General features: G+C 58.3%; 15 protein-coding genes. 11 read left to right on the top strand and 4 right to left on the bottom strand.

Annotation, left to right across the window (positions count from 1 at the left end):
• Window positions 1-21 precede the first annotated feature (21 nt).
• Together bamC and dapA are read right to left on the bottom strand one after the other, a co-directional pair.
• Window positions 22-1,149, bottom strand: a complete 1,128-nt coding sequence (gene bamC / locus I6L47_RS17840) for an outer membrane protein assembly factor BamC (RefSeq protein ID WP_216947996.1) — start codon at window positions 1,147-1,149, stop codon at window positions 22-24.
• On the bottom strand, window positions 1,142-2,029 hold the full coding sequence (gene dapA / locus I6L47_RS17835) for a 4-hydroxy-tetrahydrodipicolinate synthase (protein ID WP_005349232.1): 888 nt from the start codon (window positions 2,027-2,029) through the stop codon (window positions 1,142-1,144). The genes bamC and dapA overlap by 8 nt, the downstream gene beginning before the upstream one ends.
• 205 nt (window positions 2,030-2,234) lie before the next feature.
• On the opposite strand from dapA, the gene I6L47_RS17830 reads away from it, so the two are divergent.
• The 3 genes from I6L47_RS17830 (at window position 2,235) to I6L47_RS17820 (ending at window position 3,921) form a co-directional block, all read left to right on the top strand.
• Window positions 2,235-2,768, top strand: coding sequence for a glycine cleavage system protein R (locus tag I6L47_RS17830; RefSeq protein WP_005349229.1), 534 nt, complete (start codon window positions 2,235-2,237; stop codon window positions 2,766-2,768).
• 24 nt (window positions 2,769-2,792) lie between these two features.
• Window positions 2,793-3,257: a thioredoxin-dependent thiol peroxidase gene (gene bcp / locus I6L47_RS17825; RefSeq protein WP_005358255.1), complete on the top strand. Its 465-nt coding sequence runs from the start codon at window positions 2,793-2,795 to the stop codon at window positions 3,255-3,257.
• 163 nt (window positions 3,258-3,420) lie between these two features.
• Entirely contained in the window at window positions 3,421-3,921 is a 501-nt protein-coding gene (locus tag I6L47_RS17820) for a YfbU family protein (RefSeq protein ID WP_005341125.1), read from the top strand.
• Between the two features lie 60 nt (window positions 3,922-3,981).
• On the opposite strand, the gene yfbV is transcribed toward I6L47_RS17820, so the two are convergent.
• Complete coding sequence (yfbV, locus tag I6L47_RS17815; RefSeq protein ID WP_005339116.1) at window positions 3,982-4,422, bottom strand: terminus macrodomain insulation protein YfbV; 441 nt, start codon at window positions 4,420-4,422, stop codon at window positions 3,982-3,984.
• Window positions 4,423-4,726: 304 nt separating this feature from the next.
• On the opposite strand from yfbV, the gene I6L47_RS17810 reads away from it, so the two are divergent.
• The 5 genes from I6L47_RS17810 to I6L47_RS17790 all read left to right on the top strand — a co-directional run bounded on the left by I6L47_RS17810 (window position 4,727) and on the right by I6L47_RS17790 (window position 11,481).
• On the top strand, window positions 4,727-5,929 hold the full coding sequence (locus I6L47_RS17810) for an acetate kinase (RefSeq protein WP_005349210.1): 1,203 nt from the start codon (window positions 4,727-4,729) through the stop codon (window positions 5,927-5,929).
• A gap of 55 nt (window positions 5,930-5,984) precedes the next feature.
• Window positions 5,985-8,165, top strand: a complete 2,181-nt coding sequence (pta, locus tag I6L47_RS17805) for a phosphate acetyltransferase (protein WP_005339119.1) — start codon at window positions 5,985-5,987, stop codon at window positions 8,163-8,165.
• A gap of 377 nt (window positions 8,166-8,542) precedes the next feature.
• Window positions 8,543-8,863, top strand: a complete 321-nt coding sequence (locus I6L47_RS17800; RefSeq protein WP_111900685.1) for a ComEA family DNA-binding protein — start codon at window positions 8,543-8,545, stop codon at window positions 8,861-8,863.
• Between the two features lie 95 nt (window positions 8,864-8,958).
• Complete coding sequence (gene galU, locus I6L47_RS17795) at window positions 8,959-9,870, top strand: UTP--glucose-1-phosphate uridylyltransferase GalU (RefSeq protein WP_100654493.1); 912 nt, start codon at window positions 8,959-8,961, stop codon at window positions 9,868-9,870.
• Between the two features lie 213 nt (window positions 9,871-10,083).
• Window positions 10,084-11,481 (top strand): peptide MFS transporter, encoded by a 1,398-nt coding sequence (locus tag I6L47_RS17790; protein ID WP_005339123.1) that lies wholly within the window; start codon window positions 10,084-10,086, stop codon window positions 11,479-11,481.
• A gap of 73 nt (window positions 11,482-11,554) precedes the next feature.
• Here I6L47_RS17790 and I6L47_RS17785 read toward each other — a convergent pair whose 3' ends face one another.
• A complete protein-coding gene (locus tag I6L47_RS17785) occupies window positions 11,555-12,526 on the bottom strand; it encodes a response regulator (RefSeq protein WP_129504686.1) in 972 nt (323 codons plus the stop codon).
• A 240-nt stretch (window positions 12,527-12,766) separates the two neighbouring features.
• Between I6L47_RS17785 and I6L47_RS17780 the strand changes: the two genes are divergently transcribed.
• The 3 genes from I6L47_RS17780 to I6L47_RS17770 all read left to right on the top strand — a co-directional run bounded on the left by I6L47_RS17780 (window position 12,767) and on the right by I6L47_RS17770 (window position 15,160).
• Window positions 12,767-13,465: a DnaT-like ssDNA-binding domain-containing protein gene (locus tag I6L47_RS17780; protein WP_216947995.1), complete on the top strand. Its 699-nt coding sequence runs from the start codon at window positions 12,767-12,769 to the stop codon at window positions 13,463-13,465.
• Window positions 13,466-13,536: 71 nt separating this feature from the next.
• Window positions 13,537-14,391 (top strand): DnaA/Hda family protein, encoded by an 855-nt coding sequence (locus I6L47_RS17775; RefSeq protein ID WP_005349200.1) that lies wholly within the window; start codon window positions 13,537-13,539, stop codon window positions 14,389-14,391.
• 133 nt (window positions 14,392-14,524) lie between these two features.
• Window positions 14,525-15,160, top strand: a complete 636-nt coding sequence (locus I6L47_RS17770; protein WP_216947994.1) for an SDR family oxidoreductase — start codon at window positions 14,525-14,527, stop codon at window positions 15,158-15,160.
• Window positions 15,161-15,193 lie beyond the last annotated feature (33 nt).

Genomic DNA, 15,193 nt, shown 5'->3' with positions numbered 1-15,193 from the left:
AGGGGCACAAGGCCCCTGTATTTATTCTGCTTTTGCTGCTGCCTGATCGGCCAGCCCCTTGGCGAACGCCTCGGACAGGCTGATATACATCTGGGAGATAACCCCGGACGATACCGGCTTCTTGTCCTTGTCGAACAGGGTGATGGAGGTCTTGCCTCCCGCCATTTCGCCAAGCTGGAAGCGGTATTTCTCCTCCTCCAGTTTGAATGGCTCACTCCCTTTCGCCTTCCAGAACTCGGCACCCGGCTCTTCGTACTCGACGTCGATCCAGCCCAGTGACTGCTGGGTATCCTTGATGGTGAAACCGTAAGCGGGCAGTACCTGATTGAGGCGACGCCACACCTGATCAAAGGAGCCTTCGGCAATCCAGGCGCTCAGTTCGTTGTTGTCCAGACCCAGTTGCAGACCCATGCCATCGTTGGACTTGTGCTGCTCGCGGGCTTTCAGCTGGCTGTCGTAATAGAGAGAGAACTGGTTCAGCACTCGCGCGGCATAGCGCTGGGCATCGGCAGGGGTCAGCTTGTTGCTGGTCTCGCCGTCGATGGTCTCTTCGTGATCCAGTACCCGGACCGACATATTGACGGCGTGGCGCTGGGCATCGTTGCGCACGGTGAACTGGTAACGCTGACGGATTTTGAAGTCTTCGTCATCTTCCCCCCAGCCATCGAGGGCGACCGTGTTGTCAAACCAGCCGGTCTGCAATACGCCATCCTGCTGATCCAGCTTCTCGGTGGTGACCTTGTATTTGGCCAGGAAGTTCATCAGGAACGACCAGGTATCGCGCTCCACGCTCTGGCTGGTGCTCAGGGCATAGAAGGCAACGGTCGGTTCGGTTGCGCTCTGCACCACCTGGCTGCCCGGTACCACGGTCAGCAGCTGGGCTGGCGGGCGCACATCGACCTGGGCGCCGAGGGCACCTTCACGGCTGCTCTCGGGAAGCGGCGGGATGTCGTACTGGCTGTTGAAGGTGGGGGCACTCAATCCTGCGGGGATCAAGAACGCGCGGCCCTCGAGGCGGGCATCTTCATAATCGAAGTCGCGGTTGGCCATTTTGCGATCCTGGGGGGTGCTGCAACCGGCCAATACGGCCACAGTCGCAACGCTCAGCACCAGACGGGCTCTATTTCCCTTTCCATTAGATTTAAACACTCGCCATCAACTCCGCAGTGGTCAGTGCTCGCGCCATCAGCTGTTCGCCCTCGGGGGTGAGGTCAACCAGCGGCAGGCGCAAGGTGGCTGTTGCAATCAACCCCAGTTGGGCACAGGCCCATTTCACCGGGGTGGGGCTCGGTTCGCAGAACAGAGTCTTGTGCAACGGCATCAAGAGATTGTTGATGTCATGCGCCTGCCCGGCATCACCGGCCAGCGCAGCACGACACATGTCGGCCATCTGGGCCGCTGCAATATTGGTGGTGACCGAAATCACGCCATCGCCACCTTGCAGCATAAAATCACAACCAGTGGCATCGTCGCCACTGTAAAGGGCAAACTCCGGCCCGCACAGCTCGCGCAGCAGCGGGGTGCGGCTCAAATCGCCGGTTGCCTCTTTCAAACCGATAATGCCGGGAACCTTGGCCAGACGAGCCACGGTCTCCGGTTTGAGATCGCAACAGGTGCGACCGGGCACATTATAAAGAATTTGGGGCAGACCACTAGCCTCGGCGATCGCACAATAGTGGCGATAGAGACCTTCCTGAGTGGGCTTGTTGTAGTAAGGAGTCACCGAGAGACCCGCCACCACGCCGGTTTTGGCCAGTCGCTTTGCCAATTCAATGGCATGGGCAGTATTGTTGGAGCCGCAACCGGCGATGACGGGAATGCGTCCGGCGGCATACTCAACGGTCTTTTCAACGACGGCGATATGCTCCTGCTCGCTCAGGGTCACCGATTCCCCCGTGGTACCCACCGCAACAATGGCGCTGGTCCCGGCGCTGACATGATAGTCGACCAGTTTGGCCAGACTGGCCCAATCGACTTCACCTGAAGCCAGCATGGGGGTAACGAGCGCAACAATACTACCGCGTAACATGGACTTTTCTCCCGATTTTCAGGGGCGTAATGGTAAAGCTGCCCCCTTTGAAAAACAAGGGAGAGAGGGGGCAAGCCGTGATACCATCCGGAACAAAAAGTAATGAACGAAAGTCGGCAGCGTCCCTCAGGGAGTGGTCATCAGGGCCGGAGGGTTGGCTTGCCAGCGCGGCTTTCGCAACGAAATAACGGACGAGAGAAGATTTATGACTCACTACCTGGTCGTAACGGCCATCGGCACGGACAGGCCTGGCATCGTCAATGAAGTGACCCGCCACGTCAGTGGCTGTGGTTGCAACATTGTGGACAGCCGCCTTGGCATCTTCGGCAATGAATTTACCTTTATCATGCTGCTCTCGGGCGACTGGAACAGCATGATGCAACTCGAAATCAGCCTGCCCCTGCGTAGCCAGGAGTGGGATCTCATCACCATGATGAAACGCACCGAACGCCACCAGTCCCTGCAGTATGACGTCCGCGCCAGTGCCGACCTGTTGATCCGCGACGAGCCCGGCATCGTAAGCCAGTGCACCCAGTTCTTCAGCGAACATGGCTGGAACATTCAGGCGATGCAATCCATGACCCTGGAGCAGCAGCCGTTCAACCTGCTGAAGATCAGTTTTCAGCTCAATCTGGCCAGAGAGGGTGAAGTGGAAGGTTCGCAAACCGCCTTCGCCGAATTCTGTCGTCAATTGGGTGCCGAATCGTTCGAGTTTATCGTCAATCGCAAACACGCCTGAGGGCGTTTTACCCGAGGAGACCCCATGCAACCACTACAAGCTGGCAGCCCCGCCCCCGATTTCTCCCTGCCCGACCAGAATGGCAATCAGGTCAGCCTCGCTGGCCTGCGCGGCAAGAAGGTGCTGGTCTATTTCTACCCCAAGGCGATGACCCCCGGCTGCACCACCCAGGCCTGCAGCCTGCGCGATGTGAACGCCGAGCTGGCCGCCCTCAATGTGGTGGTACTTGGCATCAGCCCGGATCCGGCCAAACGGCTGAAAAAGTTCGAAGAGCGGGACCAGCTCAACTTCACCCTGCTGGCCGATGAAGACCACGCCGTCGCCGATGCCTTTGGCGTCTGGGGCCCGAAGAAGTTCATGGGCAAGGAGTATGACGGCATTCACCGTCAGAGCTTCCTGATCGATGAAGAGGGCAAGATTGCCCACCACTTCGACAAGTTCAAAACCAGCGATCACCATCAGGTGGTACTGGATTTCCTCAAGGGATAATCCTCCCCTGCGTCATTGAAAGGCCTGCCATGCAGGCCTTTTTCGTCTGCTCAGCCGCCCCTTGCCAGCGGATTTTTCTCACCAACTCCCCCGCCCAGATCAAAAAATTCATTTTATATATGGGTTAACGTGGCCCCAGAATCATCTTCCAGCGAGATATCCCATGAACATGAGCAACACTGAGCGTTTGATCCTGAGCAACCAGTACGAAATTCTGGCGAAACTCAATCCGGAGAAAGCGGACGTCTACCAGCGCGCCAGCACCATCATCGAGCGCGGCTACTGCCTGCAGATCCTCGAGTTGGAGAAGAGCTTCGGCCATCTGGATCTGGCGACCTGCCAAGAGGTGATCGACACCCTGGAGCTGCACCACGCACTGGCCATCTCATGGGGCAATCTGGATGCAGCCGATCAGGGCGAGATCAACGCCAGCCGTCTGGAGTTCAACGGCTACAGCCGCAGCCAGGAGCGTGAGCTGGCTGACTACGTCTGCTTCCTGCTGGAGGTGGACAAGCGCTTCCCCGAGCTCAAGTGCCCGTGCGATGAGCTCTCCAGCGACATCGCCATGCGCGACAAGTACCAGCGGATGCTGCAGGTGTGGCGTCAGTGTCCACGTCAGTACAAGCTCTCCATCCAGGAGATCCGCAAGGTGCTGGCGGCCTGATCCCTCACGCAGACCGCAACAAAAAAGGCGCCACTGGCGCCTTTTTGCATCTGAAACGGGTTATTCGTAGAGAAAGGATTTATCGAGCTGCTGGAAGGCGGCCTTGAGGGTATCGGCCAGCTCTTCATAGCGCGGCTGAGACACCAGCTGGCGGCGTCCACCCTGCTCGTTCATCTTGCCGTTGATCTCCCGATACCAGCTCGCCAGCGAAGGTGGCAAACGGGTGTCGGCACGCTGGCCGAGCCAGTAGTAACCTTGCAGCGGCAAACTGAGCAGAAACAGCACGGAAGTGATAACGGAAGGCCAGTAGTGCAGCTCGCCAAACTGGAACTGCAGCATCACGCTCAGCACCGCCAGCGCGGGGATCACCTTGAGGGCGAACTCGGTCGCCTTGATCACCCGATTTTCAGGAAACATCGAATTGAGCTCGGGACGGCGCGGCCAAAGCGTCATATAATGGCGGCCTTGCTGTAACTTAGTTCCAAAAATGTTCATGCTCATACTACCTCCGAGCGCTTTTTGAACGTACCAACGGCAAAACCTCGACAAAATTTGATGCAAAGTAACAAAGGTTGAGGATGACTTTGTTATTTTTCAACAATCGGGTTATCCTTTGTACGCCCATTTTTGCGTCAAAAGCTTCTTGCTATTGACCTGTCAGGGACGTCTGGATTTCGGGTCTTGTATCACTATACAAGGGGCAAGCAACAGATTGCCAACCCTCATAAGGATAAGTTGAAAGTTTTTGGCCGCACCGCGTCCAACGCATCCGCCTACACAACCCAATCTGCGATAGGATTTATTCATGAGTAAGCTGGTTCTTGTTCTTAACTGTGGCAGCTCTTCCCTGAAGTTTGCCGTCATTGACGCAACCACCGGTGATGACCTGCTGTCCGGCCTGGCCGAGTGCTTCAACCTCGACGACGCCCGCATCAAGTGGAAACTGAATGGCGAGAAAGGCAGTGCCGATCTGGGCGCGGGTGCCGCTCACCAGGAAGCGCTGGACTTCATCGTCAACAAGATCCTGCCGCTCAATCCGGAACTGTCCAAGAACCTGATCGCCATCGGTCACCGTGTTGTTCACGGCGGCGAGCGCTTCACCTCTTCCGTGGTCATCTGCGAAGACGTGATTGCCGGCATCGAAGCCGCCGTTCCGTATGCACCGCTGCACAACCCGGCTCACCTGATCGGTATTCGTGAAGCTCGCCGCGTATTCCCGGCGCTGGCTGACAAGAACGTGGCCGTATTCGATACCGCGTTCCACCAGACCATGCCGGAAGAAGCCTTCCTGTACGCCCTGCCGTACAAGCTCTACAAAGAGAACGGCATCCGTCGCTACGGCGCTCACGGCACCAGCCACTACTACATCAGCCTGGAGGCTGCCAAGCAGCTGAACAAGCCGGTTGAAGAGCTGAACATCATCAACTGCCACCTGGGCAACGGCGGTTCCGTCTGCGCTATCAAGAACGGCAAATCTGTTGATACCTCCATGGGCCTGACTCCGCTGGAAGGTCTGGTGATGGGTACCCGTTCCGGTGATCTGGATCCGGCCATCATCTTCTTCCTGCACGACAAGCTGGGCATGAGCGTGGCCGATATCAACACCATGCTGACCAAAGAGTCCGGCCTGCAGGGTCTGACCGAAGTGACCTCCGACTGCCGTTTCGTTGAAGACAACTACGACAGCAAAGAAGAAGCCAAGCGTGCTATGGACGTTTACTGCTATCGCCTGGCCAAGTACATCGGCGCCTACGCTGCCGCCATGGACGGTCGTCTGGACGCCGTTGTTTTCACCGGTGGTATCGGTGAAAACTCTGCCCCGATCCGTGAAATCACCCTGAACAAGCTGGGTCTGCTGGGCTTTGACGTTGATCACGACGCCAACCTGAAGGCTCGTTTCGGCAAGGGTGGCGAGATCACCAAGGCTGGTTCTACCAAGGCCCTGGTTATCCCGACCAACGAAGAGTGGGTTATCGCCCACGACGCGCTGGAACTGGTCGGCGCTTAATTGACGCAGTAACTCGAGGCCGCCCACCAGGGCGGCCTTTTCCTGATCCCAAAAAATGAACAAGGGGTATAAAGTGGCACGCACTATTATGCTTATCCCGGTCGGCACTGGTGTCGGCGTAACTTCCGTGAGTCTGGGCGTTGTTCGCGCCATGGAGCGTCACGGTGTCAATGTCAGCTTCTTCAAACCGGTTGCCCAGCCGCGTCCGGGTGAAACCGGTGCCGAGCGCTCAACCGCCGTTATCCGCGCTGCTGCCAACATCAACCCGCCCGAGCCGTTCACCCTCTCCTACGCCGAGAACATGATCAGCTCCAGCAACACCGACATCCTGCTGGAAGAGATCGTTGCCCGCTTCGAAGAGCACGTGAAATCCAGTGGTGCCGAAGTGCTGGTTGTCGAAGGTATGGTGCCGACCGACAAGCAGCCCTTTGCCAACAAGCTGAACTACGACGTCGCTAAAGCTCTGGATGCCGACATGGTATTCGTGACCCATCCGGGCCATGACTCCAGCCAGAAGCTGAAAGAGCGCATCGAACTGGCTTGCTCCAACTTCGGTGGTGTCAACAACCCCCGTATCGTTGGCTGCGTGATCAACAAGGTTGGCGCGCCGGTTGACGAGCATGGCGTAACCCGCCCTGACCTGACCGAGATGTTCGAAGCCCATCACCACGCTTCTGACGCAGCTCACAACCTGGAAGTACTGCAAGTATTCGGCAAGAGCCCGCTGCGCATCCTGGGTTGCATCCCCTGGAACACCCAGCTGATCGCCCCGCGCGCCAAGGATCTCGCCAAGCATCTGGCTGCCAAGATCCTGCACAAGGGCGAGCTAGACAGCCGTCGCCTGCAGACCGTGACCTTCTGCGCCCGCTCCATCCACAACATGGTCGAGCACTTCCGTCCGGGCAGCCTGCTGGTCACCTCCGGCGACCGCTCTGACGTTATCGTCTCTGCCTGCCTCTCCGCCATGAACGGCGTCAAGCTGGGCGCCCTGCTGCTGACCGGTAACTATCATCCGGAGCCGCAGGTCATGGCGCTGTGCCAACAGGCCATGGCCACCGGCCTGCCGATCATGATGACCGGTACCAACACCTGGCAGACCGCCGTCAGCCTGCAGAACTTCAACGTCGATATTCCGGAAGATGACCGCGAGCGTATCGAGCTGGTACAGGACTACGTCGCTGGCCACATCGACAAGCACTGGATCGAGTCGCTGACTGTCAGCTCTACCCGTTCCCGTCGCCTGAGCCCGCCGGCATTCCGTTATCAGCTGACCGAGCTGGCCCGTCAGGCCAACAAGCGTGTCGTGCTGCCGGAAGGCGACGAGCCGCGCACCATCAAGGCTGCCGCCATCTGTGCAGAGCGTGGCATAGCCCGTCCGGTACTGCTGGGTAACCCGGAAGAGATCCGTCGCGTTGCCGAGCAGCAGGGTGTAGTTCTGACCGATCGCGTCGAGATCATCGATCCGGCCGTTGTGCGCGAGCGCTATGTGCCGCGTCTGGTCGAGCTGCGCAAGAACAAGGGTATGACCGAAGTGGTTGCCCGCGAGCAGCTGGAAGACAACGTGGTACTGGGTACCATGATGCTGGAGCGCAATGAAGTTGACGGCCTGGTATCCGGCGCGGTGCACACCACTGCCAACACCATCCGTCCGCCGATGCAGATCATCAAGACCGCTCCGGGCTCTTCCCTGATCTCCTCCATCTTCTTCATGCTGCTGCCTGACCAGGTGCTGGTCTACGGTGACTGCGCGATCAACCCGGATCCGACTGCCGAGCAGCTGGCCGAGATCGCCATCCAGTCCGCCGACTCTGCTGCCGCTTTCGGCATCGAGCCGCGCGTCGCCATGATCTCCTACTCTACCGGTACCTCTGGCGCCGGTGCCGATGTAGAGAAAGTGCGTGAAGCGACCGAGCTGGCCAAGGCCAAGCGCCCCGACCTCATCATCGACGGCCCGCTGCAGTACGATGCGGCCATCATGGAGAACGTGGCCAAGTCCAAGGCACCGAACTCACCAGTTGCCGGTAAAGCCACCGTGTTCGTCTTCCCGGACCTGAACACCGGTAACACCACTTACAAAGCGGTACAGCGTTCCGCTGACTTGGTCTCCATCGGCCCGATGCTGCAAGGCATGCGCAAGCCGGTCAACGACCTCTCCCGCGGCGCCCTGGTTGACGACATCGTCTACACCATCGCCCTGACCGGTATCCAGGCTGCCCAGGCTGACGAACAAGCCTAATCAGCTTTAGTCTGAAAAAACCGATCACAAAGGCTGCTCACCCCAGGTGAGCAGCCTTTTTTATTGGTTCTCTTTTGAAGACCAGTGAAACATGCCATCAGCGCAGTGTTGCACAGAACAATGCCATGTGATGTGCCAGAAATGTCTCGGGCGTAGCGCCGCGGGAAAGCGTGCCCGCCACCTTAAAGATGTATCTAAAATAGATTCAAGATCATACGGTTGGATTTATGAGGGCATTCATAGTGAAGCGCTTATAGCAAATATTTCGCCATCGGCATGAGGATTTGACCTGTTAGAAATAACAGTGAAAAAGACCCGTTCGATACGCTATTCATCAATGTGCCACTCGGCAATATCCACATCATGGAGGAATGGAAATGCTGATGAAGAAGCTCTCTGCTGTCATGCTGCTGGCCTGCTTGCCCCTGTTCAGCCAACCTGTGCTGGCCGTAGATAAGGCAGCGCCCAAGCAAACAACCACGACCGCGGTTGCCAAGGAGTCCGGCAAGCTGAATATCAATACCGCCACCCTTGCCGAACTCACCAGCCTGAAAGGGATTGGTGACAAGAAGGCACAAGCCATCGTCGACTATCGGGAAAAACAGGGAAAGTTCACCTCGGTCGATCAGCTGGCGGATGTCAATGGCATTGGCCCGGCCACGCTGGAAGCCAACAGGGACATGATAATAGTCAAATAAAGTCGAATGGATCAGTTGCAAATGGGGCAGCCTGTGGCTGCCCCATTTTTCTTGGGGTATGATTGCCGCACTTTAATCCCGCTGGATAGTTTTCCATGAAAAAAACTCCTCTTGTTGTTCGTAAGGCCGTGCTCCCGGTAGCCGGTCTGGGTACCCGTATGCTGCCAGCCACTAAGGCCATCCCGAAAGAGATGTTGCCGGTGGTCGACAAACCGCTGATCCAGTACGTAGTGCGCGAAGCTATCGCCGCCGGGATCAAGGAGATCATTCTGGTCACCCACTCGAGCAAGAACTCCATCGAAAACCACTTCGACAAGAGTTTCGAACTGGAAGCGACCCTCGAGAAGCGAGTCAAGCGTCAGCTGCTGGAAGAGGTGCAACAGATCTGCCCGAAAGACGTCACCATCATGCACGTCCGCCAGGGCGAGGCCAAAGGTCTGGGCCACGCTGTGTTGTGTGCCCGTCCGCTGATCGGTGACAACCCGTTTGCCGTGCTGCTGCCGGATGTGCTGATCGACGACGTTGCCAGCAACCCCAAGCAGGACAACTTGGCCGAGATGGTGCACATGTACGAAGAGAACCAGATCAGCCAGATCATGGTGGAAGCGGTTCCCGAGAGCGAAGTGGACAAGTATGGCATCGCCGACATCAAGGGCGAGGCTCTGAGCGAGGGGATGTCCCTGCCGATGCAGGCCATTGTCGAGAAGCCACCCCGTGACGAAGCTCCCTCCAATCTGGCGGTGGTGGGTCGTTATGTCCTCTCCTCCAATATCTGGCCGCTGCTGGAGAAAACCCCGGCCGGTGCCGGTGACGAGATCCAGCTGACGGACGCCATCGCCATGCTGATGGAGCAGGAGCAAGTCAACGCCTACTTCATGAAGGGCAAGAGCCACGATTGCGGCAGCAAGCTCGGTTACATGAAAGCCAATGTGGAATATGGTGTGCGCCATCACGAGCTAAATGGTGAATTCATCGGCTGGCTGAAGCAGTTCGTCAAGCAGTTGTAATCGCTGATAAATCTGTTTTTTATAGACGTATTTAAGGGGCATCAAATGATGCTCCTTTTTCATTTTTGCAACAAAAAATCAATCAAGAGTAAATAAACTCTCAGCAAATCATAATGTTGTAATTTATTCACACATGCTCTATAAGGATTGAGGCGTGTTTCTCGCCCTTGCATAAAAAACTCAAAAAAATATAAGACACAGGTGGAAGTTCCAATGAATAACCCGTCAAAAGGGACCTTTTTAGGTCACCCTAAAGGGCTTTTTTTGCTCTTTAGTACCGAACTGTGGGAGAGATTCTCCTATTACGGCATGCGTGCCGTGCTGGTGCTCTATCTGACCGACCTGACTGCCAACGGCGGTCTGGGCTGGAGTCAGGCAGATGCCCTCAAACTCTACGGTATCTATACCGGTCTGGTTTATATCACTCCGCTGATCGGCGGCTGGCTGGCTGACACCTTCCTGGGTCAACGTCGCGCCATCCTGATCGGTGCCGTGCTGATGGCCGCAGGTCAGTTCACTCTGGCACTGCCCCACGCCATGTTCCCGGATATGGTCAACACCATGTTCTACGCGGGCCTCGCGCTGCTGATCGTGGGTAACGGCCTGTTCAAACCGAACATCTCCACCATGGTGGGTGACCTCTATGAAGAGGGCGATCACCGCCGTGATGGTGCTTTCACCATCTTCTACATGGGTATCAACCTGGGTTCCCTGCTGGCAGGCGTGATCTGTGGTGCTGCTGCCACCGCCTACGGCTGGCAAGCCGCCTTCGTCGGCGCCGGTATCGGTATGCTGCTCTCTCTGGTGATCCAGGCCACCATGGCCCAGCGTTTCCTGGGTGACATCGGTCGCGTCACTGCCGCCCAGCGCGCAGCCGCCCTGCGTACTACCGAGCAGAAAGCACCGCTGACCAAGCAGGAAGTGGATCGCATCAAGGTTATTCTGGTACTGGGTCTGTTCACCATCATCTTCTGGGCCGGCTTCGAGCAGGCCGGTGGTCTGATGAACCTCTACACCCAGGAGTATACCGACCGCATGATCGGCAGCTTCGAAGTGCCGACTGCCTGGTTCCAGTCCCTGAACCCCTTCTTCATTATCACTCTGGCACCGGTCGTTGCGGCCATCTGGATCAAGCTCGGCAAGAAAGAGCCGAACTCTCCGGTGAAATTCGCCATGGGTCTGCTGTTCCTGGCTATCGGCTTCCTGTTCATGGTCGGTGCCGTGCTGCAGCAGGGTGGTGACAACACCGTCAAGACCTCCATGTTCTGGCTGGTTGGCGCATACCTGTTCCACACCCTGGGCGAGCTCTGCCTCTCCCCGATCGGCCTCTCCATGGTGACCAAACTGGCTCCGCTGCGTCTGGCTTCCCTGATGATGGGGGCCTGGTTTGGCTTCGTTGCCCTGGCCAACTACGCTGCGGGCTTTATCGGCTCCTTCGTAGGTGAAGCCGGTCCGATCGCCATCTTCGGTGGCATCGCCCTGGCTGCGATACTGAGCGCCCTGATCCTGCTGACCATGGCCAACCGCCTGGTTTACTGGATGCACGGTGCCGAAGGCCCGGCCAAAGAGCCGCAAGCGCAAGAGAAGAAACTGCACTCCGCCACCGTCTAAACGGTCAGGATTGTAAACAACAAACAGGGCGCCCATCGGCGCCCTGTTTGTTTTAGCTTATTGTCATGCGGCATCAGTGATGACGAACCTGCACATCCAGCGAGCCGCCGCTGTCGCTGCGAAACTGCAGGGCGAACGGTTCATGCCAGCTGCGTTTGTGCAGGGCGTAGTGGCTGCTGCGCATCAGACCAAGGGGTAGGCCGCCGGAGCGCATCAGCCAGTGGGGAGAGGTGAGCCCTGCGTTGGCAAACACCAACCCATCATGCTGATCAAACAGCAGCGCAGCCATGGCAAAAGAGTGGCGAAGCCCGGACGCCATCAACTGATGGTTGAGGTAGTCGAGCAACCGGTGCGGCTGGCTCAGCAACCGGCTCTCGTTCTGCTGAAACTGGCGGTAGGGGACGTTCATCAAGGATCGCACCAGCGCACCACAAAATGCCGCATCCGTACCCATGATGGGCAGCTCCATCACCAGCACCAACAGCTTGTCTTCCACCCTAAAGGTATCTGGAATAAACAACTGCCCCAGCCCCTTGAACGTGACCTGCCAGGGACCCCACTCCTGCAAGCCCGGTGGCTTGAGCCCCGCCAGCAGGCGGCTAGCCGCCTTGTCATGGGCACTGAAATAGTCGATGTGATCCATCAGCTCCAGCTGCTGCGCCCGGTTGGCGCTGCCGTTGAGACACTGTTCAATGCTGCGCTCTACCAGCGCGTAATCCTCAAGGGGTTTGAGCAGATAGTCCCGCGCACCGGCACGCAAGGCGCTGGCGACTGCCTCCATGGTGCTCTGGGCCGAAATGACGATAACCGGAATATGGGGATAGCGCGCAGAGAGGCAGGCGATCACCTCGTGGCCGTCCATATTGGGCATATTGAGATCGCACAACACCACATCAGGATGGTAGAGAGCAGCGGCCGATAGCCCCTCAATACCATCTTCGGCCTGAAAGACCGTTGCCCCGTCCCGTGCGAGGTAACTTACTAACGAGTGGCGAAAAACAGCCTCGTCCTCCACCACCAGGATCCGTAGCCCGGCTTTTGACATCTTGATAAAGCTCTTATTAGTCAATTGGTTATTTAGGTATTAAGACTAGCTCAAAAGTGCGGTCAGCGCGGAAACCCTGCGTCAAAAGTAGACCTCAATCATACGATGGCATCAAGAGAACCCCATCCGTCCGCGCAGCTCTATTCACTCGGGAGGCCCCACGACTACGACCGCCATCCGAATTGTGCAAGTGGGCGCCATAAGGGATAATGCCCCCCACTCCAGCTCGTGAAGAAGACCATGACCCCAGCCGAATACAGCGCCCTTGCCCACCCCAGATTGTCCCATCCGGCTCGCAGTCTCTACACCCTGCAGCTGCGCCGACTGGTACTGGAAAATCAGGCGGCCAGGCTCAACTATCCCGAGCTGGGTCGGGCGCTGGCGGTGGCCGATCCGGGAGATCCCTGCGGCTTCTCGTTTCAGGTCAATGCCCGCCAGCTCACCGAGCTGTTCGATGAACTGATGGAGGCTGGTCTGCTGCAGGTCGAGGCGCAGCCCGAGAATGAGCACTACCACCAGTGCCCGTTTCAGTTGCCGCTGCTGACCCAGAAACTGCGCAGCCCGCTGCCGGAGCGCCCTTTCCAGATGCATCTGCAGTGGCGACCGGACGAAGAGCTGCCCGCCCTCGCCCGTCTGTGCGGGGTGATCGATGCCAGCTATAGCGAAGAAGATCTGGGGGAGTTTATCGCCTACTGGCTAGGGCGCCCCGAGGTGTTCGACTCCCAGCATCAATGGATGCTCAAGTTCATTCGCGCCCTCAAGACCCGCCGCTATACCCGTCGCAAACCGATGGAGGTGCAGGGCTACCAGCAGGTGACTCCGCCCCCGGCGGAGCCGGGCCCCAGCAAACGGGCCCAACAGATGATCGAAGAGGCCAAGCGACTGGCCCAACAGCAGACGCAAGAACCCGCAGCGCAGCAGGAGCCGGATAATGATTGATAGCGGCCCCCGCCTGCAGGCAGAATCAACCCCTTGTCTACCCATCCCTGATCGAGCAGAAGGAGCATTCCATGACTGACCCGCAAGATCCCCTGCGCCAGGAGCTGGAAGAGATCGAAGCCAAGCGCCAGAAGATCGCCAAGGCCAAGCAGGATCACCGCATTCACGACCCGGAATTGAGCCGCCATGTGGGTGGCCTGCTGGAGCGCATTCGTCGCCTGCAACAAGAGACCGGTGGCGGCCAGTATGACTACGAGACCCTGCGCAAGGAGTATGACGCCAAGGCCAACGCCGAGGTGCGCGAGCTGCAGAAGGCAGCCCGTCAGGAGCGGATCCAGAAGCTGATCGCCCAGGCCGACCTCAACCCCGACTGGGTATTTGACAAGATGGATGCCGGTGACCCGGCGCTGCAATACCCCATCGAAACAGCCCGTTACTTTATCAGCGGCTTCGAGCACTGGGAGAAGAGCGGTGGCGGCTGCATGCTGATCTACGGCGACTACGGCACCGGCAAGTCAACGCTGGCGGGAGCGGTGGCGCATGAGCTGATCGCCCGTCACCAGAAATCGGTGATCTTCCAGCAGTGGGCCTCCATCGTCGATCGGCTGTTCTTCAACGTCATCCCCGACCAGGATGAGCGCAACCAGTACCGCCGCGCACTGGAAGAGGTGGATCTGCTGATCATCGACGAGGTATCGGCCAACCGCGCCAAAATGGCGGAGAGCCAGTCCAGCTTCCTCGGCCACCTGCTGCGCCGCCGTCGCAACCTGTCAAAGAGCGTCATCATCATCACCAACCACACGCCCCAGAGCCTGCATCAGGCGATCGGTGATTTCAGCTATGAGGCGATCAAGGCATTCAATCCGGTGGATATCCACCTGAGTGGCCCAAGCCGTCGCCCCAGCATCGGCAACTACAACGGCTGATCCCTCCCAAAGAGTGCGAGTCGCTGGCGGCTCGCACTCTCTCCTCCCTGTCAGCTCACAAATAGAAACAACTCTCATTTACAGTAGGCGAACAAGCCACTAGGCTAGCCCCTTTTGCCAAGGGAGCTCATCTATGCCAACCACACTGATTTTCGGAGCCAGCCGCGGGCTGGGCCGCGCCTTTACTCATCACGCCCTGAGCCAGGGTCACCGGGTCGTTGCGCTGGTACGCAACCCCGAGATGGCCACCGAACTGAGTGCGCTGGGAGTTGAGGTGATCGAAGGGGATGCGCTGGATCTGGCTGCGGTGCAGCAGGCATGTGTCCGGGCAGGGCAAAATGCACAAGTCGTCTCTACCCTCGGCAGCTTCCGTCAAGCCGCGCCGGTGGACTATCAGGGCAACCGCCATGTAATTGATGCCATGGAGCAGGCAGGCCTGAAACGGCTGCTGCTGGTCACCTCCCTCGGCTGTGGCGACAGCTGGCAGTATCTGCCGGAGCGGGCCCGCGCCGCCTTCGGTCACGAGGTACGTCTCAAGAGTCTGGCGGAGAGCTGGCTGCAGACCAGCGCCCTCGCGTGGACCATTCTGCGCCCGGCGGGCCTGCAGGATGGCGACGCCACCGGCCGCGCCGAGCTGAGTCAGGGCAAGGAGGTCCATGGACTGGTACGCCGTGCCGATGTGGCCGCCCAAGGACTGCGCCTGCTGGCGGATGAGACGGCGGTGGAGCAGATCTACGCCATCGGAGATCCCACGCTCCAGCGCGGCTAAAGCAGCAGTAAAACCGCTTAATCCCACCACATA

Source organism: Aeromonas sp. FDAARGOS 1417, from assembly GCF_019046985.1.
GTDB classification, from domain to species: Bacteria; Pseudomonadota; Gammaproteobacteria; order Enterobacterales; family Aeromonadaceae; genus Aeromonas; species Aeromonas veronii.
Note: the sequence above shows the minus strand (reverse complement) of the source record. Positions and strands in the feature narration are given on the sequence as shown.

Coding starts and splice junctions, on each gene's coding strand:
- dapA (WP_005349232.1), bottom strand. CDS start 2,029: ATGTTACGCGGTAGTATTGTTGCGCTCGTTACCCCCATGCTGGCTTCA.
- I6L47_RS17830 (WP_005349229.1), top strand. CDS start 2,235: ATGACTCACTACCTGGTCGTAACGGCCATCGGCACGGACAGGCCTGGC.
- bcp (WP_005358255.1), top strand. CDS start 2,793: ATGCAACCACTACAAGCTGGCAGCCCCGCCCCCGATTTCTCCCTGCCC.
- I6L47_RS17820 (WP_005341125.1), top strand. CDS start 3,421: ATGAACATGAGCAACACTGAGCGTTTGATCCTGAGCAACCAGTACGAA.
- yfbV (WP_005339116.1), bottom strand. CDS start 4,422: ATGAGCATGAACATTTTTGGAACTAAGTTACAGCAAGGCCGCCATTAT.
- I6L47_RS17810 (WP_005349210.1), top strand. CDS start 4,727: ATGAGTAAGCTGGTTCTTGTTCTTAACTGTGGCAGCTCTTCCCTGAAG.
- pta (WP_005339119.1), top strand. CDS start 5,985: ATGAACAAGGGGTATAAAGTGGCACGCACTATTATGCTTATCCCGGTC.
- I6L47_RS17800 (WP_111900685.1), top strand. CDS start 8,543: ATGCTGATGAAGAAGCTCTCTGCTGTCATGCTGCTGGCCTGCTTGCCC.
- galU (WP_100654493.1), top strand. CDS start 8,959: ATGAAAAAAACTCCTCTTGTTGTTCGTAAGGCCGTGCTCCCGGTAGCC.
- I6L47_RS17790 (WP_005339123.1), top strand. CDS start 10,084: ATGAATAACCCGTCAAAAGGGACCTTTTTAGGTCACCCTAAAGGGCTT.
- I6L47_RS17785 (WP_129504686.1), bottom strand. CDS start 12,526: ATGTCAAAAGCCGGGCTACGGATCCTGGTGGTGGAGGACGAGGCTGTT.
- I6L47_RS17780 (WP_216947995.1), top strand. CDS start 12,767: ATGACCCCAGCCGAATACAGCGCCCTTGCCCACCCCAGATTGTCCCAT.
- I6L47_RS17775 (WP_005349200.1), top strand. CDS start 13,537: ATGACTGACCCGCAAGATCCCCTGCGCCAGGAGCTGGAAGAGATCGAA.
- I6L47_RS17770 (WP_216947994.1), top strand. CDS start 14,525: ATGCCAACCACACTGATTTTCGGAGCCAGCCGCGGGCTGGGCCGCGCC.